Origin of the sequence: Pseudomonas sp. Pseusp88, from assembly GCF_047303955.1 — a bacterium.
Lineage (GTDB): Bacteria > Pseudomonadota > Gammaproteobacteria > Pseudomonadales > Pseudomonadaceae > Aquipseudomonas.
This window is the reverse complement of the sequence record NZ_JBGLYM010000031.1, coordinates 45,827-64,708: the sequence shown is the minus strand read 5'-3', so window position 1 is coordinate 64,708 and position 18,882 is coordinate 45,827. Positions and strand designations below refer to the sequence as shown.

Below are 18,882 nucleotides of genomic sequence, written 5' to 3'. Positions count from 1 at the left end.
ATTATCCCGGCGTCGGATTCTGGCCGCTGGCCGCAAGTACCATAACGTTTGTCGAATTATGCGTACCTTCGGATTCTTACGCGTGGGTCGTCGCAGCCAGTTTTCAATGGTCGTTACGGCGCCAAGGCCGCTCCGCATAGCTGCTGTCGGGAATGACATCAGGGTCATTAAAGGCACGTGTGGCCAGCCTCTGGCCCACGGCTGCGGGCCCTCGCCGCAGGCCGTCGGCTTGCTCTCGCTGATCAGATTTACGGGTTGATAAACCGTTGGGCTGCGCATACACCGGAGCTTGCTTGGTGTCGTCAAAGTAACCATTTTCGACCACCGACATGCAGAAATCGAACGTCGTGGCCATGCGCGTCGACTGCTGCGTGTAACACTGGCAAACGGTGCCGACGCCGTTGTGAAAACCGATCTTCTGGCCGCGGGACTGAGCCGTTTCGAGCAAGCGCGGATCGGTCGATGCAAGACAAGTCGGACGCGGAAAATCCCGGGGTTTATCAACTTCGTCATACCGAGGCGCCGAGGCTTGAACGTCCGCAATGCGTGGCTTGTACTGCTCGATGTACTGAGTTTTTGTCAGCGTGCCAGAGGCTGGAGCTGCTGCCGGTGCTGGTGCCGGTGAGACAGCATTGGTTTTCCCAGGGAGATCTACAGAGCCAGGCTTTGAAGGCTGGCTATGAAGAGCCTCGCTCTCAGCCTGCTTTTTGTGAATAAACCAGTAAGCACCACCGCCAAGCAAAGCAAGCGGGAGAATCACAGCGAGCACAAGCAACGGAATCAATTTAACGAAGCTTGGAGTGACTTTCTTGTGCGTGTGGACCGTAGCCGACTTGTAAAGCCCGAAGTAATGCGAGTCGAATTCAATCTTTGATTCCTGAGCCATCTTGAAGTTAGTACGGCGCTCAGGACTATCGACGCACATCTCATACTCATGCCTGAATACGCCTTTAGTACGGCCATAAGGACGTATGAAGTTGATGTGTTTACCAACAAGTTTTCGAACTGGCGAGCAGATCAAAGACGGATGTTGCGTGATGATATGAACATCCCATCCATGGTGCCGGTGCTTTTCAAAGCGCGTAACTTTCTCGACGCGAGTACGCACGTCAGTGCCAAACGTGCCTTGCGCTTCGTCGATGACAATGACACAGCCATCAGGCAATTCGAACCACGTGTCGGGAGTATCGAACTCGACCCATTTAGACTTGAGTTGATCGACTTTTAAATCAGGAATGCCGTGATAATAAATGGTACGTGGCGGCAAATCAGGCTCATGCGGGTCTTTATGTAACCGGCGCGTCGGGTCATTAGGATCAGCGGCGTGCTCGTTATCAATCTCTTTAATCGTATTAAGTGTCTTGCCAGCTCCGGGCAAACCAGTTCTCAAGAAAAGCATATAACCACCCTCCCCTTATTGTTTGCCGGACCATCTGAAGCCGCTTTTATTACCGCTCTTATCCATGCCGCGAAGCACGGCGCGAGCAACATAAGCAGAAAACAAAATGTTCATGCATACATCAACTTTAAGGAGGCCCAGCACGCCTACCCAATCGGCAGGCAAAGAGCCGAGCATGGAGAAAGCATATTGCTTGGCCTGATCAAGCACCAGTTGAATACCAACATAAGACACCGCACCGACACCAAGGCCGCGAAGCAACTTCCAGCCAAGAGAAACAATGTACTCACCAAAAAAGCTAACTAACAACGCGATAACTTGAGGCATCTAATTACACTCCATCAGCGACAATTTCAGCAGCCTTGCGCATGGCAAAGGCAACCATGATGTAACCCATGAACGTCAAAAAGGTACAAAGACCATTAACGTTTGGATTGAAAGAAACAGAGCCACTAAACCAAGGAACCGAAACGGTTTGAAGTACGGGGCATGAGCCGCCAAAAGTGCTAGACGTATTGATAATATTAGAAAGATCAAACGTACTGTCGGCAGTGGCCTTAATAGGCTGATAGTCATCAGCGGCGAATTGAGCATCCAAGGTTGACTTGGCGTCTTTAACTTTCTTGTCTGAAAGATCGCGAAAATCTTTATCGGCACAACGCATCTGCTGGTCTTGCCGAAGTATCGCGCACTGAATTACATCACCACTACAGGCAACAACTTGTTCGCACTGCATATCACCTGAAACTGAATCCTCATCGTCACCGCAATCAGTACCAGTGCAATCACCATTACCGGCGCCGGTACCAGATCCATTACCGGAACCAGAGCCAGAACCACTACCGGAACCGTTACCAGTGCCAGAGCCTGTACCACCAGAACCCGTGCCGGTACCACTGCCAGAGTTACCAGAGCCTGTACCTGTGCCGGTACCGCCAGAACCAGTGCCAGTGCCAGTGCCCGTATTGCCACTACCACTACCAGTGCCTGCGCCTGTGCCAGAGCCTGTACCGCCTGAACTACCGCCAGAGCCACTAGAACCACCAGAAGACCCGCCAGAAGATCCACCGGACGAGCCAGAGCCACCAGATCCGGTACCTGAACCAGAATCACCTGAACCGCTGCCTGTATCACCTGATCCATTATCACCGGAACCTGTGCCGCCAGTGCCCGTACCACCAGAGCCCGTACCAGTACCAGTGCCAGTGCCACCGCCAGTACCAGGTGTTGAAGAATTGTCAGGGGGAGCAACATAAAGCTCGCCCTTAACAGTGATGTTACCACTACAATCAAACTTACCAGATGCATTAGGCTTGCAAATAGCTCCAGAACCAAGCTCTGTACCGCAACCACCATAAGAAGGCGCAGAAGGAATATCAGTGCCAGATTGTTGCCACGTCCAGTTTTGAACTTTGCCACCGGCAGCAGCTTGGCATTTAGCAAGCAAATCACCATCATTGCTATTACCTCCAGTACCACCAGAGTCAACAGGAGGGTCGGAAAAGCAAGTTGGAGGGTTGCTAGATGTATCAATATGCTGGTTAGAAGCGCAGTCAAGAGTCTGCTTGTTAACATGACCAGCATCAAGATAAGTAGGTGGATCACCATAAACATAGCGACAAGTACCGCCACCACCATCAGGAAGAAAACCATTAAAAGAAGCAGCACCACCGGCAGCAGTAGGAGGACAGGCACCTTCAGGACTAGTGGAAACAATACCAGTAGGACCAATGTAATAGTTATAGGAGCCAGCACTAACAATAGTGGGGAATAGAAACGATAAACTAACGACCAGTACAGAGCAAAAAGAGCGCAGCCGTAACCCAAAACCAAACGAAGTCATCAGGCGATATATACATTTAATTGCGTCCATAGTACGAACTCCGGGCAATAAAAAAGCCCGGCAGGACTATCCCACCGGGCCGCAGAGGAACGGATTAAGTCCCGGCGCGCATCGCTTTTTTGGCTGCACCGATCAGGGCGACCAGACCGAACATGGCGGCAGTGACGGCACCGGCAGCCACAACACCACCAGCGACGTAACCCAGGGCTTGCGAAGTATCGATATCACCGGCAGCAGCAAAGGAGCTGCCAGCAGACATCAGAGCAACGGTGCCGACAGCAACTTGAGCACGACGAGACTTGAGTACAGCAACGAGTTTCTGTTTCATAAAACACCTATACGGAAGTGCGGACAGTTTTACAGACCCAGACAAAGACAAAGAGAGCGAGAAGCGCGCCAGTTATCTCTATACGTTGGTCCATGGTTATTGAAGGACTCAGAGAATCCCTCATCTCTTGAACTGTGAAAGTTTGCAACTGACCAGAACAAACAGCAGTACCGTCAGACTGAACCTGCCACACACCTTCACAGGCCAAAAAATTCATTTACGCCTCATCAACTAGCTTTCTGAGCAGGAGTAGGCTGCGACTGAACAGGACGCTGCTCAGCAATACGCAGAGGAATACCAGCGAGTTGATAACTAAGCTCCTTGTATTTCTCGTTATAGTTAACAGTTACAGGCGCATAAACCTCAGTGCCAATAATCGCACGATAGGCATTATGCAAGCCCTGCTTAGCAGACTCGCCAAAAACACCGAGTTCAAACAAAGTGGTTTCAACGAAACCGTTACGATTGAGAGACTGAGCCTGAATGGCAACAAGATGCCATGGTTTTTCTGGAGTGCCTTTATCAGCAACACCAATGATAGAACCTTTGAGAATCAACATATCAGTTACCTTTACCAGTTGGGTGAAATGCCCAGCCGGGCACAATCACATCAGAACGACGCCTGAAAGTTAGAAATTCACGTTTGAAAGTTTGTCGCTTAACTTGTTCATTCGATACAGCCTGTAGAAACAAGCGCATAACAGAATTAATGAGAGCATCAGTATCAACGATGCCAGAGTTAAAATTAGCAACTTCATTCTCCACGCTGAAACGCAAGGACTGATAAGTAGATTTATCCATTTAGAACCCCATCCATTCAGCAATAGAGGGAGTGCCCGATTCTTGCCGCTCAACAAACCACTGACGCTCAGGCTTAATGCCCTGCTCTCTTCGAATTTCAACAGCCTTAAGAGTATCGGCAACAAGATCAATCAAGACAGGAGCCATGAAAGCCTTAATACGCCGCTGCTGTTCAAGGCGGACACGCTGACCCTGGGTAAGCTGAGCCCCCTGAAAACTTACAGTCTTCATGCGGCCACCGATTGAAGGTGATTGACGCGCTTATACCAAGATGGAATAGACAGCGAAGACTTAGTGACTTCGCGACACTGACGAACAAAGACAGGAGCAAATCGAGAAGTATCACAGGCATTGCGAATGTTAATACCGATACGATTAAGGCGGGCAGCATGAGTTTTAGTCTGGCTTTTAGTGAAATCAAAGGTTTGGCCGTGCATCCAAAGAATAGCGCAGGACGCTGTAGAATTAGCGGCCTGACGGCTAGAAACGATGCCGTCTTGCAATAACTGTTCAGCAATGGTCATCATATCCATGGCGGTAACCTTCAATTTCTCGTCAATAGCCAAGAACTCATTATGGAGTTCACTTAAACGACTCTCATTAAATAAACCCCAGTAGCAAAGGGCTTCACGCTGCAAAAGCTCGCTCTTAAGCTCCTGCTCCATACGAACGACACCTTGATCGGCGCAATAGTCTCTAACTTGCTTAACATATTTAAATTCTGGCGAATCATCGCCGAATAAACGCTTAATTTTTGGGAGGCAATTCTGATCCATCTCAAAAGCCTTATCGTAGGCTTTACGGTATTGAAGACGACCGCCCTTGCCATTCCCCTTAGGCGTCCAAGTCACAGTACGACCATTTGGATATAAGAAACCAATGCTATGGCCGATACGTTGACTCGATACTCCACGGAGATAGGAAACAACATTGCCAGAACCGACTGAAACATTTGTTGTTAAATCTATACGCTCAATTTTTGCACCATCTGCTATACGGTCACCAGACTTAGCACCTGACGTACCAGCACGGATATCAATACGGGTGCAACGTGTGAAGCCAGGAAGACCGTACTCACGAAGCAAAGCGTTATAAACAGAGATGCACTGCTCAATGGTTGTATAGCCAAAGAGATTATCAAGGCGCCCTACCCGGCTAGGATTTCCCTCTACGCGAATATTGCGGCCCTGAACAGAAATGGTGACGGAGGTAGAAAAGCTCGCCTCATGCTTGAAGCGCGGTTGACGAGTACTCAAAACCTCATTCGTGTTGGCATCAATCGTGAGCGTAAAAATGTCACAGACGACAGGCAAGTCGTGCAAATGCTCCTGAGAAACTGTCAACCAATCGATGAACATCACGAATCCCTGTCAATACCGGAATAACGGTAGCCGAATGCCGGTATGCTAACCACTGAGGGTGACGACATGCAAGCACTAAAATACCGGAATAATGGAACTGGACAGTTGAACAGTACTTACGATCTGAGCACGATGAAAAGCCAGAGCGAACGAACCATGACACTCAGCGAGAACCTGAAACGCTTCAGGAAGGCGCGAGGCCTCACTCAGCCTGAAGTCTGGGGAAAGGCCGGGATAGCAAAATCAAGCTATACGTCATACGAATCAGGGTCACAAATGCCATCAGCTGACAAGGTCGTCGAACTGGCAAAGGTGCTGGGCGTGACAACAGATGAACTGCTGCTAAGCGAAGGCGAGATGACGGTATCAGAGGATTTACGACCCATCTTAAAGCGATTCGATTCGCTGCCGCCGGAGATCAGGAATCAGGCACGAATTGCCCTGAAAGGCGTGCTGTTCGGATTCGAACAGGAGGCAATAAAATAAAAGGAAGTATGGAAGTCCATACCAAAGTGGGGGTGTAACAGCACCCCCACCGCGCCGAACCAAAAATCGCAAGGAACGCAAATGATCGAATGGGTGCTAATACTGGCCCTTGCAGGAGGCTATGAGCTGCAAGGCGCTTACAAGACAGAAGCTGAATGCGAAAAAGCAGGAATGGAAATGATGGCCGCCAAGCAGAGCATCGGAAAGCGAGCCATGGTGGCCTGCTACAAGAAATTCTCAGTGATGACGAGCAACCCTTAAAAGCTCTCCGCCTTCGCTCCGAACAGGGGCAAGCCCCTGCGGCCAAGGCCTACCCGAGCAGCCTCGAGGAAATTGCCTCCGGGACCCACCAGCGGCTCTGCCTGGCGATATGGGTCCGTTGCGGTAAAGCATGGTAATCAGGCGCGAAAGGGGTTTTGCGGGGTCTGGAGGGGCTTTGCACGCGATCGAGGCCGAGGGGAGGCACGCATAATGCACGTTATGGCTAAATCCGGCGCCGGGGCTTCGCGATTATCCCGGCGTCGGATTCTGGCCGCTGGCCGCAAGTACCATAACGTTTGTCGAATTATGCGTACCTTCGGATTCTCACGCGTGGATCGTCGCAGCCAGTTTTCAATGGCCGTTACGGCGCCAAGGCCGCTCCGCAAGACAGTCGCATTCTGGTCCACGGCTGCGAGCCCTTGCCGCAGACCGCCATGCTTTCGCGCAGATGGTTAAGCTTGTGGATACTCATTGGAGCACCTCAAGGACCGTAAGCGTCGAGACGTCTCCGTAGTAAGGATCACTGCCGTTGTCATCCTGAAGCATCAGCCTGGTTTGAATCCCGTGCTGAATACTGCCCAGCTGGACAGCAAGGACAGAGCCAGATGAAATATGGGACTCGAAAGCGTCACCTTCGTCTATGCCGATCTCAGAAAGAACAAGCTCATCGAAACGAATACGTTTGCTGATCAGCTCGATAGGATGAAAGCTAATCCCCCCTAAGTGGACATGCTATTTTCAAGTTCGGGCATATCAAGGAGGCTAGGCAGAAAAACAGCTGGGCGTCATGAAGCGTGGTTTTCAGTAGAGTTGAGCGTAGCCATTGGTGATCCTCCACAGATCGATAACAGTGAGCAGGACGGGAAGGTACGACTCCCCTGCCCTGCATTAATCGGTAAAACCGCCGAAATCTAAAAGATCAATTCCTAGACTGCAGTCTATTGAACTCAGAAATTCATATCCCAACCGGTCACAGCGAGCTTGTGTTCGCTTATCTCCGTAGCAGCCATAAAGCCATTGGCAACATCGACAATGCTCTGGCCTTGACTCATCTGAGTCTGCCAGTAAGCAAGGCCGTTTGCTTCCGGGTCGCGACCAAACACGGCTCTGTAGAGAACCGTGATGTCGTGGGTCTTGTCGCCATTGAGGGCAAAACCGCGTGCAGCGGCTTCATTCGAACCGAGCATGCTGACCGCAATACTCCCCAGGCTGACTCCCTTGGCCTGCTGTGCCCCCCAGAAATCGAAGCCGTTGATATCGGCCTGACGCCCAAAAGCAGTCTGATAAAAGCCCGCGAGGGTGGTGAGTTCAGTTCGGCTGTCCACACTGACCAGACTGTCACTGAACTTCAGATTTTCAGTGTTGGTCACGGTGATGCGTTGTGTGGAGTCGGCTTTATCGGTGACCAGCACGTAGCCGTCGCGCTGGTCGACGATGTAAGCCGATTGTGCCTTGCTGAACACAGCGGTATCACTTCCTGTACCGCCATTTAGCAATACCGAGGTGGCCGAGCTCAGGCTCCCGGTCGTGGTGCTATTTGCCAAGAGCGAGGCGTTTAGTGCATTGACGGTGGTGGCGTTGGTCGGCAGGCCGTATTGCAGTACGTCATTGCCTGCACCGGCATAGACCTGACTGGCAACAGTCGTGTCTGCGCCGGTAATCACAGTGCCGTTGTTACTGGCGATGATGAACGTTTGGTTGGAGGCATCACCCGTCAGTATCTGCCCTGTCGTGCTCCCGGTTACGGTGGCCGAACCTACGATCGCGGCGAAGTCGACCTGCTGCAGGACTACGGTGCTATTGGCCACCTTGCTGGTGTCGATTACCAGAGCTGTATGCTGAGTCGCAGTAGACGTGCCCGTCAAGGTTAACGGGGTTGTGGCGCTCGACGACGTGCTTTGTACAACTACGGTATTGACCAGTAGCGGGACAGTGGAGGACAGCAGCCCGAGAAACTGCGTGCCATTATTCGCCAGATGGCTTTGATCAGCGGCATCGTGGGTCGTGGTTTGAGCCTGGATGGCCGCAAGCAAGCCATTGGAGGAGCTTGCGGCAGGCTGACTTGGGCCCCCTGCCGATGTCAGTCCAGTACCAATAGGTACCTGACTCGTCAGCAGCGCCGTACTGCCGGAGGTGACCAAAGGGATATCTGCCACATTCGCGGCTCCGACTGAAGTGCCGGCACCCACCGGCACCGTGGGAACAGTAACCAGAGTACCGGTCCCGCCACCCGGCAACACGACAGATGTGGTGTTGACCGGAACGCCATCGATCAGATTAGACGGTGTCGACGGTGCGGCAGGCGCAGTCGGCGCTGCGATAATGTTCAAGGTCAATGCGGCGCTTGCGACGGAAACGTTACCGGCAAGGTCTGTCTGCTTTGCAGTCAGTGTGTGGTTGCCCAGAGAAAGAGTACTGCTGGCCACGCTCCATGCTCCCGCGCCGCTCGCCGTAGTGGTGCCGAGAACCGTGGTGCCATCACTGTCATACAGGGTGACCTTGCTATTGGCCTCAGCGGTTCCGCTGATGCTTGGTGTGGTCACAGTGGTAATGCCATCCCCGAGTGTGCCGCTGTCGCTTGCAGCAGCCAGGGTCAGCCCGCCAGGTGGAACTGGCGCCGTGGTATCGATGGTGAGGCTTGTTACTGCGCTGGCGACCGAGGTGTTGCCCGCCAGGGTAACTTGCTTGGTCGTAAGTGAATGGCTGCCTTGGCTTAATGCGCTGCTGGTAATACTCCAGATGCCGGATGAATTGACGACGGAGCTGCCCAGCACTGTTGTGCCGTCTGAGTCGTAGAGCGTGATTGTCGCGCCGTTCGTACCCGTTCCAGTGACGGTCGGTGTCGAAACATTAGTGATGCCATCCCCAAGCATGCCTGAGTCACTGCCTGCTGACAGGCCCGGAGTGCCCGGTGCAGTAGCAGAGGTTTCCACAACCACCGACAACCCGGAACTGGCGGTGGAGCTATTGCCGGCCGCATCAACGGCCTTAGCGGTCAGCGTATGGGCTCCATTGGTTAGCGCGCTACTGGTGATGCTCCATTTTCCTGAGCCATCTGCGGAGACCGAACCCAAGGAGCTGACACCGTCGGTATCGTAGAGCGTGACCGTGCTATTGGCTTCGGCTGTACCTGTGAATACAGGTGTCGTGTTGCGGGTAATGCTATCGCTGCTGGATGCACCGGTATCGGTTGCCGCTGTCATGCTCGGTGTAGCGGGTGCAATCGGCGACGTATGATCAAGGGTCAATACCTGCCCACTGTAGCCCCCCGCGATGCTTGCAGATGAACCGTTCTGAATACCGGTACCGGTGGCGTTCAAGTCCAGTGCTATCGTGCCATCGCCGGACAGGCCGTCGACGGTGACGGTGTAGGTGATGTTATCGGCAGTGGAGACGCCGCTGACGGTGCCATTGACGCTACCCGTTTTCACAAGGGTGAAATCGTTTTTATCGACGCCGGTAACGCCTTCGTTGAAGGTAACCGTATAAGTCAGCGATGTGGCCGCGTGATCAACGATTGTTGACCCGCCACCGGATCGAACGATAGAGCCAACGCTCGGCCCGCTGCTGACGCTGAAGGTGAACGCTTGCTCTGAATGGTTACCCGCCACATCTGTAGCGCTGACATTAATGTTGTAGGAACCCGCCGCGAGGTTACTGACCGGCTTAAGGACGCCGCCTGTCACGGTGAACAGGTTATTGCCCGAGTCGTTTGTGCCATTGCCTGCGACCAGACTGTAGGTGATGGCACTGTTATCCGTCGCAGAAAGGCTGGCAAGCGTCGCACCGGCAGTGGCATTGACTGTGTTGGCCGAAGTAGCACTGAGAGCAACCGTTGTTGGGGCGCTGGTATCGATGGTCAGTGTGGTGCCCGAGGAGGCTGTCGACGTATTGCCTGCGGCGTCAGTCGCCTTAGCGGTGATGGTATGGCTTGTGCTGGTCAGTGCCGATACGGCGATGGCGTATGCGCCACCGGTCGCAACACCAGTGCCCAGAACCGTTGTGCCGTCTGTGTCGTACAGGGTGACCGTGCTGCCAGATTCAGCTGTTCCGGTGATAGTCGGGGTCGTGTTGTTGGTGATGCGATCGCTGTTCGAGGCGCCAGTATCGCTGGCGCTGGCCAGCACTGGAGCTGCGGGCGTCGCTGGGGCCGAGTTATCCAGCACGTAAGCCTGGCTCTTGATCGTGCCGTCATTGCCCGCAATGTCCGTTACCTTGAGCTGTAGTGTGTTGCTGCCGCTCAGCGTCACGCCGTTCCAGGTCAGCGCGGTGCCGGAGAGCTTGCTGGTGATATCGCTCCAGGTCGCGCCATTGTCCAACGACCCATAAACCACATCGCTGCCTGCGGGTGTAGAACTCAGCGTTGCGGTAATAGTTTGCGCGGGTGTTTGGGTAATGAAGTCGGTGCTGCTGCTACCGGTGTCGACAGAAAATTTCAGTGAGCTGAACGTCGTGGTCGGCGCTGTAATGTCCAGTACATAGGCCTGGCTCGCTATCGTGCCGTCGTTCCCGGCGATGTCGGTTACCTTCAGCCTAAGCGTGCTACTGGTGCTCAGCGTTGCGCCATTCCAGGACAGGGAGGTGCCGGAGACCTTGCTGGTAATATTGGTCCAGCTCGCACCATTGTCCAATGAGCCATAGACAACATCAGTACCCGCAATTCCCGTGCTGAGCGTTGCCTTGATGGTCTGTGACGCAGTATTGGTGATGAAGTCGGTGTTGCTACTGCCTGTATCGAAAAAAAACGACAGGTTGCTGAACGTGTTGGTGGGTGCGGTAGTATCGAGGGTATAGGTCTGTGTGTAGGCAGTGTTGCTGCCGTTAACATTCGTGACGCGAGCTTCGAGGGTATTGGAGCCGGTCAGTGTGGTAGCAAATGACCAGGTACTGTTGCCGACTACGCTGGTCGCGGTGCTCCAGCTTGCACCGCCATCGAGTGACACCTGAACACTTTCCCCAGCGACCAAATTGGCCGAAAGCGTGCCCGTGATGGTTTGCGCGGCGGTGTTCGTGATGAGGTCAGTATTGCTGCTGCCGGTATCGGGACCCAAGGCTACGGTGGATACAGTGGTTGTTGGCAGGGCACCAGGGTTAGTGATATTACTCAAAACAATATTGTCAAAGCCCCACTCAAAGAATCCTACGGGATCTGCGGTAGTAATGGAGATACTACTAACACCTTGAAAGTACTCGGGGTGTGTCGCCGATGAAATATTAGCGACCCAGGAATTCCCGACAAACGAAGCCGTCAATGTCTCGCTGCCTTTGCTGGTCGTCAATGTAATGGTCTGACCATCTAGAGCAAGCTGAGCGAGGGTAAAAGAGGTCAGGTCAAAGGTCTTTCCACCGGCAACGCTGAGATTGAGGCTCGACTCTGTAAATACACCACCCTCCCCGGTTGCCATGACAAGGCCTGAGGCGTTGGCAACATCAGAGCCAAAGGCAGTCAGCTCTGTATCAACCAGCATATTGGCATCGGTTGATACGATAACCATCGTGTCCGAGCCAATCGTCTGGCTAATGGTTTTCGAATCCGTGCCTTGGCTAACAGTCTCGAAGTTAAATGTTTGACTGGACAATACGTGTTGGTAGCTCGCCACTACGAGTGGCTGGGAATTGATGACGCCGGTCTGATATTGCAACGCCCAATCGCCTCCCAGTGAGGCGTGGCCTGTTGGAGTGGTGGAAGCCGCGACGCTTGCGCCGGTCAGCATCGATAATGCATCTACCAATGCAGGCCCCCGCGTGCCAGCTGCTGTATCGCAGCTGTAAAGCAAAATCTCCGCGCCCTCGCCCAGCGCGGAACCGATTGCATTCAGGTCAGTGGCGCGGGAGGCGATATTGGTATCGGTGAGTTTCAGGCAGCCCAACTGGAACATACCTTCAGCGCCATGGGAGAGCACATGGACAGTGCTGATTTCATTACGCTCACCGAGGACAGCTGCTATCTGGCTCAAACCGTCCAACTCGCCATCGAGGATGAATGCCTCGGCACTTGGCGGGATGCCTTCCAGCAGGCTTGCCGCGCCTTCTACACCACCATCGATGAAAACAACCGATTTGCCTTTGCTCATCCTTCGCTCCCACAGGCATGTCTTACAAAACTGACTTTAGCCAACATAATACCGGCGTGGGACGGTGGACAAAATATCCAAAAGCTAAAATTTTTGACGTTAAGCGCGCGAAGATTTGCGGGCATGTATTCATCCGATGAAAACCCCTGGAGCCGCGCGATAACTAACGAGCATTCAGCAACGCATGAGTCACTGTGTGGGGCGTTCGGAAAAACACGGTCTGCCATTGCGACACCGCTGCTATATCTAATAAAAAGCACGCACCTACAATCAAGTCGAGAGTGAGCAGCACATTAACTCAATGCACTTCTAAAAACTTAACTCTTCTTCTGCCGGGATTGACCAGTTCGGCGAATACGGCAAACGTGCCAAGCCCAGCCAATACAGCGGCCGGTTGCGTTTGATGAATTGGGTTAAGTTTATGGTATTCCAGCCGTGGAAAAGTGATAGCGCCCTTTTGATCGCGTGTACACATAAAAAAGCCCCCGCGAGGGGGCTTCGTTTGGTCTCTGCGCTAAAGCAACTCGAGCTTGGCGAAAGACGTTACGCAATCGCTTCTTCTTTATAGAACGCGTAGTCGGTGTAACCCACCTCGGTACCGCCAAAAAAGGTCGGACGGTCATAAGCGTTCAGCGGTAGATTGTGGCGCAGGCGTTCCGGCAAGTCCGGGTTGGCGATGAAGTGGCGCCCGAAGGCCACCAGATCGGCGTCGCCAGCCTGGATGATGGCCTCGGCGGATTCTCCGTCAAAGCCACCGGCGGCGATGATCACACCCTTGTAGTGTTTGCGCATCAGCTGGGCCGCCACCGGTGCCGGGTCCGCATTCTCGTCCTCGATGTTGCCCAGGATGCGCGGCTCGATCAGGTGCAGGTAAGCCAGGTTCAGCGGCGCCAGTTGTTGCGCGACGTAGGTGAACAGGCCTTCTGGATCGCTGTCGCCCATGTCACCCCAGGTGCCGCTCGGGCCGACACGTACCGCCACGCGGTCACTGCCCCAAACTGAAATCAGCGCGTTGGTCACTTCTAGCAGCAAGCGTGCGCGGTTTTCGAACGAGCCGCCGTAAATGTCGGTGCGCTTGTTACTGTTGTCCTGCAGGAACTGGTCGATCAAATAACCGTTGGCACCATGCAGCTCCACGCCGTCAAAACCGGCTTTCACGCCGCGTTCGGCAGCGGTGCGGAAGTTTTCTACCAGGCCTGCGATCTCTTCGATGGTCAGGGCGCGGTTCGGGGTATTGGGTACCCAACCTTCGGTGGTGTAAGCAACGCCGCCGTGCAGGACTTCTGATGGACCGACGGGAATGCTGCCTGCAGGCTGCACGTCGACATTGGATTGGCGACCCGCATGATAAAGCTGAAGGAAAATCTTGCCGCCTTTGGCGTGCACGGCGTCGGTGACGTGTTTCCAGCCCACGATCTGGCTGTCGTCGAACAGGCCTGGTGCGCCGAGATAGCCGTTGCCGTTTGGAGCGGCAATGGTGGCTTCACCGATCAGGAAACCGCCTTCGGAAGCGCGCTGGGCGTAGTACTCGGCCATCAGAGCGCCAGGACGGGCGCCATCTTCGGCACGCATGCGGGTCAGCGGTGCCAATACAATGCGGTGGGCGAAGGTGAACCGCCCGACTTTAACTGGGGAATGAAGTTTGGACATGATTGCCTCGACTGAAGTGTATGTATAGAGCCATTGGATATCTGCCCGGGTCGATAGCCATGTGGGCTTTCGGGGTCGGGGCGCTTGGCATCAGTAAAGGTGATTTACCGGATTGAATAAATGGGCTGTGTTTCCCAACACTCCGGACTTTTTGGCTGTAATGCTGGCGATCACGGAGATCGAACTGTCGATGGCCGGATAAAGGCGCCCGCACTCATGCAAGCGCCGCTGGGTGCTCACTGGGCATAAAGATTCCAAATCTGTGTGTTGAACTCGGTGACGGGACCTACGGTACTGGCTGTTGATCCTGGTTCAGCATTCGAAGGGGCGTATTAAAAACGCGGCCAACGCCTCGCTCGCTATTACTTCCCTTTCCAATTTCCCCGCCCACCCCTACTCTGCCTTGATCCTTTCCCAGCACTGAGCACACCTCAAATGATGGACAGCCTCAGCGGCATCACGGCCTTCATTCATGTGGCCGAAACCCGCAGCTTTACCGAAGCCGGTCGCTTGCTGGAGATATCCTCCTCCGCCGTAGGCAAGAGCGTGGCGCGCATGGAAGAACGTCTGGGGGTGCGGCTGTTTCATCGCAGCACCCGCAGTGTCACCCTGACCACCGAAGGCGAGCTGTTCCTGGACCGCTGCAAGCGTATCCTCAGCGAAGTGGAAGCGGCTGAAATGGAATTGCTGGAACTGTCCGCCACGCCGCGCGGCAAGGTGCGCATCAGCGTGCCGATCCAGAACGTGTTGATCATGCCGGTACTGGCCGGCTTCATGCGTGCCTACCCGGACATCGAACTGGATGTGGACATGTCTGACCGCATGGTGGACGTGATTGAGGAAGGGTTCGATGCGGTGATCCGCACGGGCGCACCGCAGGATTCGCGGCTAATGGCGCGCAAGCTGGGGGGGTATCAATTGCAGTTGGTGGCATCGCCAGCGTATCTGGAGCGCCATGGCGATCCGGCACACCCGGACGACTTGATCCGCCACGTGTGCCTGCTGCACAAGTTTCCGGCCACCGGGATGATCGAGCGTTGGCCGCTGCGCGTCGACGATACGCACATCGAGCCCAACCTGACGCGGGCATTGACCTGCACCACGATGGACCCGCTGACGTACCTGGCGATCGATGGGGTCGGGATTGCCTGCCTGCCGGACTTTTCAATCCGTCAGCCATTGGCCGACGGCAGGTTGAAGGTGGTACTGGAGGACTACACCGACCACACCGGCAACCTGTGGATGCTCTGGCCTGCGTCGAAGCAGACGGCACCGAGGTTGCGAGTGTTGATAGATTACTTCAAGGACAACATTCTCAAAGCCTGAACTCAGCGTTGCAGCGCCTCGGCAATCGGCGCTTTGCCAAGACCGAAACTGAGCATCACCGCCAAACCGAGCACACCGATGGCGGCGCCCAGCCGCAATGCTGAAGACACGCCGGCGTGATCAACCATCAAGCCGCCAAACAGTGAACCCGAAGCAATCGCCACCTGAAACGTGGTCACCAGCATGGCGGAGCTGGCTTCGGGCAATTGCGGCGACGTCAGTTGCATCCAACTGCTCACGCCCAGCGGAATAGCGCCGTAGGCAACGCCCCACACCAGCACCGCCAATGTCACGCCCCAACCCTGCAACCCTGGCAAGGCCCATTGCGCGATCACCATCAGCAACACCACAGCGCCCAGCGACGCACGCAGGTGCGTAGTGATACTCCCGGCCATCGCGAAGTTCGCCAACATGCCGACCAGGCCAAAGCCCAACAGAGTCGCGGTGATCGCACCAGGCGAGAAACCGGAGTCATGCCCAAGGAACGGCGCAATGTAGGTGTACGCGGTGAAGTGTGCCGCCACCACCGTACCGAGCAACAGCATGCTGCGACGGGCATTGCTGCGTGACAGAAACGCCAACAACGCGCGCACCTGCAAGCCCTCTCGGGATGGCAACGAAGGCAACGTCAGCCACTGTGCGGCTAACGCCAGCAACGCCAACCCCGCGGTCACGGCAAACGACATCCGCCACGAAAACAGCGTGCTGACAAACGTACCAAACGGCAAACCGAACACCGTCGCCAAGGTAATTCCAGCAAAGATCAGCGCCGTCGCTTTCGCCGCTTTTGACTCGCTGACCAGACGCCCGGCAGCAGCAATCGCCACCGCCCAGAAACCACCCAGCGCCGCACCCAACAAGCCGCGCCCCAACAACATGATCGGCAATGACTGCGCCAGAGCCGAAACGACGTTGGAAGCCACCAGCAGCAGTGTCAACAGCAGCAACAAATGCCGCCGATTCATGCGCCCGGCGCCGAGCATGATCGCGGGCGCCGCTACCGCTGCCACCATGCCCGGCACAGTGACCATCAACCCGGCCACCCCATCGGTGATGCTCAGGCTATTGGCAATTTGTGGCAGGACGCCGACCGGCAGGTATTCGGTGGTGACAAAGGCAAAAGCGCCCAGGGCGACCGCGTACACCGACAGCCAGTCGCGCCAGGAGGACGGCTCCGCTGGCACGAGCGCAGCGGTGGCCGGTGATGCAGACAGATCGTTCATGGCAAAGCGCCACAGTAATGAGTGGCGCCATGCTAGGTATCTGATCACTTCGGAAAAACAGTGTGCAGCTCCGATCATTGCGGATCAATCGTTCCGCAATCGAACAGGCGTACCGCCATTAGCGACTTTCCTGTCCGCAGTGTTCGGCCTTTTGGCCGGTTTTTCCGCGCAGCTTCGCTCCCTAGACTTCACCTCGTCAGCCAAACCCTACGAGGACATTCCCATGACAACTGCACACTCCCCTATTCGCGTCGGTATCATCGGCGTCGGCAACTGGGCTCGCCACGGCCATCTGCGCGTGCTCAATCTGCTACCGCAATATCACCTGCAAGCGCTGTACAGCGAACGCAGCGAACGCGCCGAAGCCGCCGCCAGCGAGTACGACATCAGCCAGGTCGCCGGCTCAGTTGACGCGTTGGTCAACAACCCTGAAGTAGATCTGGTCGTGGTGCTCAACACCGCCCCGCAACACGAAAAAACCGTGCGCGCCGCCATCGCCGCTGGCAAAGACGTGTATTGCGAATGGCCGCTGACCACCACCACCGCAGACTCCGAACGACTGCTGCGCCTGGCCAAGGATGCCGGCGTGCGCCACATTGTCGGCCTGCAACGCCGTCACGCTCCGCACAACCGCTACCTGCAAGACCTGCTGCAACAAGGCTACGTCGGCAAGGTGCGCTCCGTGCGGATGCACGTCAGCATGAATTACTTCCAGGCCCTGCGCCCCAATGCCCTGCGCTGGACCGCCCCCGAGGAAAACTTCTCCAGCGTCATCGCCATCTATGCCGGACATTTCCTGGACATGCTCTTCACCGCTACCGGCTGGCCAGTGAAAGTCTCGGGCCTGATGGTCAACCAGTTCCCGCAAGTGACCATCAAGGAAACCGGCGAAGTGCTTGACAGCACCGCTCCCGACCAGCTCGTACTCAGCGGCATGCTCGAAGACGGCGGCGTGATTTCAATCCACATCGAAGGCGGCAAACGTAACGGCTCCGGCGTCCAAATTGATATCACTGGCGATCAGGGCGACTTGAAAATCACCAACCGTTCGGCATTTGGCGATGTCGGCGACGACTATGTCGTCGAGGGCGCGCATGGCGATAACCTGACGCTGGAAGTGTTGCCCGTGCCTGAAAATTATCAGCGCCTGCCAGCCTCGTCATTGCCGTCAGCCGTGCTTGAACTGGCAGAGCTCTATCACGTGTATGCGCAGGATGTTGTCGAGGGCACCCATGCGGCGGCGACGTTCAACGATGCATTGCGCCTGCATCAGTTGCTGGATGCGGCAAAAAGCGGGACTCAAATTCCCCTAAAATGAATCGTGTGACGACTCATGTTTGTGGAATCCTTCGATATTGAACTATCGAGTATGGGACATCGTTGGGGCCGCCGGGGCGGAGACCTACCCGCCCCGAAGCGCCATTTAATCTCAGGGGCCATTATTGGATCATCGCAGCCCCGCAGAATTCAGATACTCAAGAGTTCGGTCACGGGTAGTCGATTGGTGGTCTTCATCTCACGCAGGGAGAGGTTCGAGCGAATACTGGAAACGCCTGGGAGCTTCCTCAGTACTTTTTCGACAAAGCGGCTATAGCTATCCAAATCCCGTGCAACCACTTCAAGTAGAAAGTCCGCCTCGCCCGTTGTGTTGTGGCAACTCAGTACCTGCGGGGCCGACTGGATAATTTTCTCAAACGTTGCGGTGGCTTCTTCACTGTGATCTGTGCAAGAGATCTGAACAAAGGCCTTTAAGCCTAGCCCTAGTTTCTTTCGATTCAGAATGGCTTGGTATCCCTCGATTACCCCGCATTCTTCAAGACGTCGTTGCTTGCGCCAACAGGACGCCTCGCTGAGGGAAAGCTGCTCAGCCAGCTTGACATTCGATAGCTTACCGTCGCGCTGCAGACGCTCCGATATTGCGATATCTATTTTATCGAACTGCTCAGCCATGAAATAACCCATCATATTTAAACAAATTAATGAAGATTAATTTCAATTCTCGCATTCCGTCAATCGCAACTTGAAAGGTAATTTCAAGGCATTTATTCATAATGGAAATGACTGGATCGTGCCGCTTCGAAGCAAGTCGAGGATGAGGTACACAGCGAGGCCGAATGACTCTGCACGGGT

17 protein-coding genes are annotated in these 18,882 nt (G+C 54.8%); 5 read left to right on the top strand and 12 right to left on the bottom strand.

Going from position 1 to position 18,882, the window contains the following annotated elements; translation table 11 throughout:
• Window positions 1-103 precede the first annotated feature (103 nt).
• The 7 genes from ACCD02_RS26860 to ACCD02_RS26830 form a co-directional block, all read right to left on the bottom strand.
• Window positions 104-1,399: a zonular occludens toxin domain-containing protein gene (locus ACCD02_RS26860; protein ID WP_413308744.1), complete on the bottom strand. Its 1,296-nt coding sequence runs from the start codon at window positions 1,397-1,399 to the stop codon at window positions 104-106.
• A gap of 15 nt (window positions 1,400-1,414) precedes the next feature.
• A complete protein-coding gene (locus ACCD02_RS26855; protein WP_413308742.1) occupies window positions 1,415-1,726 on the bottom strand; it encodes a DUF2523 domain-containing protein in 312 nt (103 codons plus the stop codon).
• Window positions 1,727-1,730: 4 nt separating this feature from the next.
• Complete coding sequence (locus ACCD02_RS26850) at window positions 1,731-2,063, bottom strand: hypothetical protein (protein ID WP_413308740.1); 333 nt, start codon at window positions 2,061-2,063, stop codon at window positions 1,731-1,733.
• Window positions 2,064-2,095: 32 nt separating this feature from the next.
• Entirely contained in the window at window positions 2,096-2,653 is a 558-nt protein-coding gene (locus ACCD02_RS26845) for a hypothetical protein (protein WP_413308738.1), read from the bottom strand.
• A 683-nt stretch (window positions 2,654-3,336) separates the two neighbouring features.
• Entirely contained in the window at window positions 3,337-3,570 is a 234-nt protein-coding gene (locus ACCD02_RS26840) for a hypothetical protein (RefSeq protein WP_413308737.1), read from the bottom strand.
• A 227-nt stretch (window positions 3,571-3,797) separates the two neighbouring features.
• Window positions 3,798-4,130 carry a hypothetical protein gene (locus tag ACCD02_RS26835; protein WP_413308735.1) on the bottom strand — a complete coding sequence of 111 codons (333 nt, stop codon included), beginning with the start codon at window positions 4,128-4,130 and terminating at the stop codon, window positions 3,798-3,800.
• A gap of 1 nt (window position 4,131) precedes the next feature.
• The gene (locus tag ACCD02_RS26830; protein ID WP_413308733.1) at window positions 4,132-4,371 is read right to left on the bottom strand and encodes a hypothetical protein; all 240 of its coding nucleotides are present in this window, start codon (window positions 4,369-4,371) and stop codon (window positions 4,132-4,134) included.
• A gap of 42 nt (window positions 4,372-4,413) precedes the next feature.
• On the opposite strand from ACCD02_RS26830, the gene ACCD02_RS26825 reads away from it, so the two are divergent.
• Window positions 4,414-4,617: a hypothetical protein gene (locus tag ACCD02_RS26825; RefSeq protein ID WP_413308731.1), complete on the top strand. Its 204-nt coding sequence runs from the start codon at window positions 4,414-4,416 to the stop codon at window positions 4,615-4,617.
• Here ACCD02_RS26825 and ACCD02_RS26820 read toward each other — a convergent pair.
• On the bottom strand, window positions 4,599-5,729 hold the full coding sequence (locus tag ACCD02_RS26820) for a phage/plasmid replication protein (protein WP_413308729.1): 1,131 nt from the start codon (window positions 5,727-5,729) through the stop codon (window positions 4,599-4,601). The two genes, ACCD02_RS26825 and ACCD02_RS26820, sit on opposite strands and share 19 nt — an antisense overlap.
• 69 nt (window positions 5,730-5,798) lie before the next feature.
• Here ACCD02_RS26820 and ACCD02_RS26815 point away from each other — a divergent pair, with 69 nt between their 5' ends.
• Window positions 5,799-6,218: a helix-turn-helix domain-containing protein gene (locus ACCD02_RS26815; protein WP_413308727.1), complete on the top strand. Its 420-nt coding sequence runs from the start codon at window positions 5,799-5,801 to the stop codon at window positions 6,216-6,218.
• An 81-nt stretch (window positions 6,219-6,299) separates the two neighbouring features.
• On the top strand, window positions 6,300-6,479 hold the full coding sequence (locus ACCD02_RS26810; protein WP_413308725.1) for a hypothetical protein: 180 nt from the start codon (window positions 6,300-6,302) through the stop codon (window positions 6,477-6,479).
• Between the two features lie 947 nt (window positions 6,480-7,426).
• On the opposite strand, the gene ACCD02_RS26805 is transcribed toward ACCD02_RS26810, so the two are convergent.
• Window positions 7,427-12,553: an Ig-like domain-containing protein gene (locus tag ACCD02_RS26805; RefSeq protein WP_413308723.1), complete on the bottom strand. Its 5,127-nt coding sequence runs from the start codon at window positions 12,551-12,553 to the stop codon at window positions 7,427-7,429.
• A gap of 543 nt (window positions 12,554-13,096) precedes the next feature.
• A complete protein-coding gene (locus ACCD02_RS26800) occupies window positions 13,097-14,203 on the bottom strand; it encodes an alkene reductase (RefSeq protein ID WP_413308721.1) in 1,107 nt (368 codons plus the stop codon).
• Between the two features lie 438 nt (window positions 14,204-14,641).
• Between ACCD02_RS26800 and ACCD02_RS26795 the strand changes: the two genes are divergently transcribed.
• Window positions 14,642-15,529, top strand: a complete 888-nt coding sequence (locus tag ACCD02_RS26795) for a LysR family transcriptional regulator (RefSeq protein WP_413308748.1) — start codon at window positions 14,642-14,644, stop codon at window positions 15,527-15,529.
• Between the two features lie 2 nt (window positions 15,530-15,531).
• Here ACCD02_RS26795 and ACCD02_RS26790 read toward each other — a convergent pair whose 3' ends face one another.
• Entirely contained in the window at window positions 15,532-16,752 is a 1,221-nt protein-coding gene (locus ACCD02_RS26790) for an MFS transporter (RefSeq protein WP_413308719.1), read from the bottom strand.
• A gap of 223 nt (window positions 16,753-16,975) precedes the next feature.
• Between ACCD02_RS26790 and ACCD02_RS26785 the strand changes: the two genes are divergently transcribed.
• Entirely contained in the window at window positions 16,976-18,070 is a 1,095-nt protein-coding gene (locus ACCD02_RS26785; protein ID WP_413308717.1) for a Gfo/Idh/MocA family protein, read from the top strand.
• 149 nt (window positions 18,071-18,219) lie between these two features.
• Here ACCD02_RS26785 and ACCD02_RS26780 read toward each other — a convergent pair whose 3' ends face one another.
• A complete protein-coding gene (locus tag ACCD02_RS26780; RefSeq protein WP_413308715.1) occupies window positions 18,220-18,702 on the bottom strand; it encodes an Lrp/AsnC family transcriptional regulator in 483 nt (160 codons plus the stop codon).
• Window positions 18,703-18,882: the final 180 nt, after the last annotated feature.

Excerpts from the sequence above, each read along its gene's own strand:
- ACCD02_RS26800 (WP_413308721.1), bottom strand. The coding sequence starts at position 14,203 with ATGTCCAAACTTCATTCCCCAGTTAAAGTCGGGCGGTTCACCTTCGCC.
- ACCD02_RS26840 (WP_413308737.1), bottom strand. The coding sequence starts at position 3,570 with ATGAAACAGAAACTCGTTGCTGTACTCAAGTCTCGTCGTGCTCAAGTT.
- ACCD02_RS26780 (WP_413308715.1), bottom strand. The coding sequence starts at position 18,702 with ATGGCTGAGCAGTTCGATAAAATAGATATCGCAATATCGGAGCGTCTG.
- ACCD02_RS26850 (WP_413308740.1), bottom strand. The coding sequence starts at position 2,063 with ATGCGTTGTGCCGATAAAGATTTTCGCGATCTTTCAGACAAGAAAGTT.
- ACCD02_RS26830 (WP_413308733.1), bottom strand. The coding sequence starts at position 4,371 with ATGGATAAATCTACTTATCAGTCCTTGCGTTTCAGCGTGGAGAATGAA.
- ACCD02_RS26805 (WP_413308723.1), bottom strand. The coding sequence starts at position 12,553 with ATGAGCAAAGGCAAATCGGTTGTTTTCATCGATGGTGGTGTAGAAGGC.
- ACCD02_RS26790 (WP_413308719.1), bottom strand. The coding sequence starts at position 16,752 with ATGAACGATCTGTCTGCATCACCGGCCACCGCTGCGCTCGTGCCAGCG.
- ACCD02_RS26860 (WP_413308744.1), bottom strand. The coding sequence starts at position 1,399 with ATGCTTTTCTTGAGAACTGGTTTGCCCGGAGCTGGCAAGACACTTAAT.
- ACCD02_RS26810 (WP_413308725.1), top strand. The coding sequence starts at position 6,300 with ATGATCGAATGGGTGCTAATACTGGCCCTTGCAGGAGGCTATGAGCTG.
- ACCD02_RS26820 (WP_413308729.1), bottom strand. The coding sequence starts at position 5,729 with ATGTTCATCGATTGGTTGACAGTTTCTCAGGAGCATTTGCACGACTTG.
- ACCD02_RS26785 (WP_413308717.1), top strand. The coding sequence starts at position 16,976 with ATGACAACTGCACACTCCCCTATTCGCGTCGGTATCATCGGCGTCGGC.
- ACCD02_RS26835 (WP_413308735.1), bottom strand. The coding sequence starts at position 4,130 with ATGTTGATTCTCAAAGGTTCTATCATTGGTGTTGCTGATAAAGGCACT.
- ACCD02_RS26855 (WP_413308742.1), bottom strand. The coding sequence starts at position 1,726 with ATGCCTCAAGTTATCGCGTTGTTAGTTAGCTTTTTTGGTGAGTACATT.
- ACCD02_RS26795 (WP_413308748.1), top strand. The coding sequence starts at position 14,642 with ATGGACAGCCTCAGCGGCATCACGGCCTTCATTCATGTGGCCGAAACC.
- ACCD02_RS26845 (WP_413308738.1), bottom strand. The coding sequence starts at position 2,653 with ATGTTGCTCCCCCTGACAATTCTTCAACACCTGGTACTGGCGGTGGCA.
- ACCD02_RS26815 (WP_413308727.1), top strand. The coding sequence starts at position 5,799 with ATGCAAGCACTAAAATACCGGAATAATGGAACTGGACAGTTGAACAGT.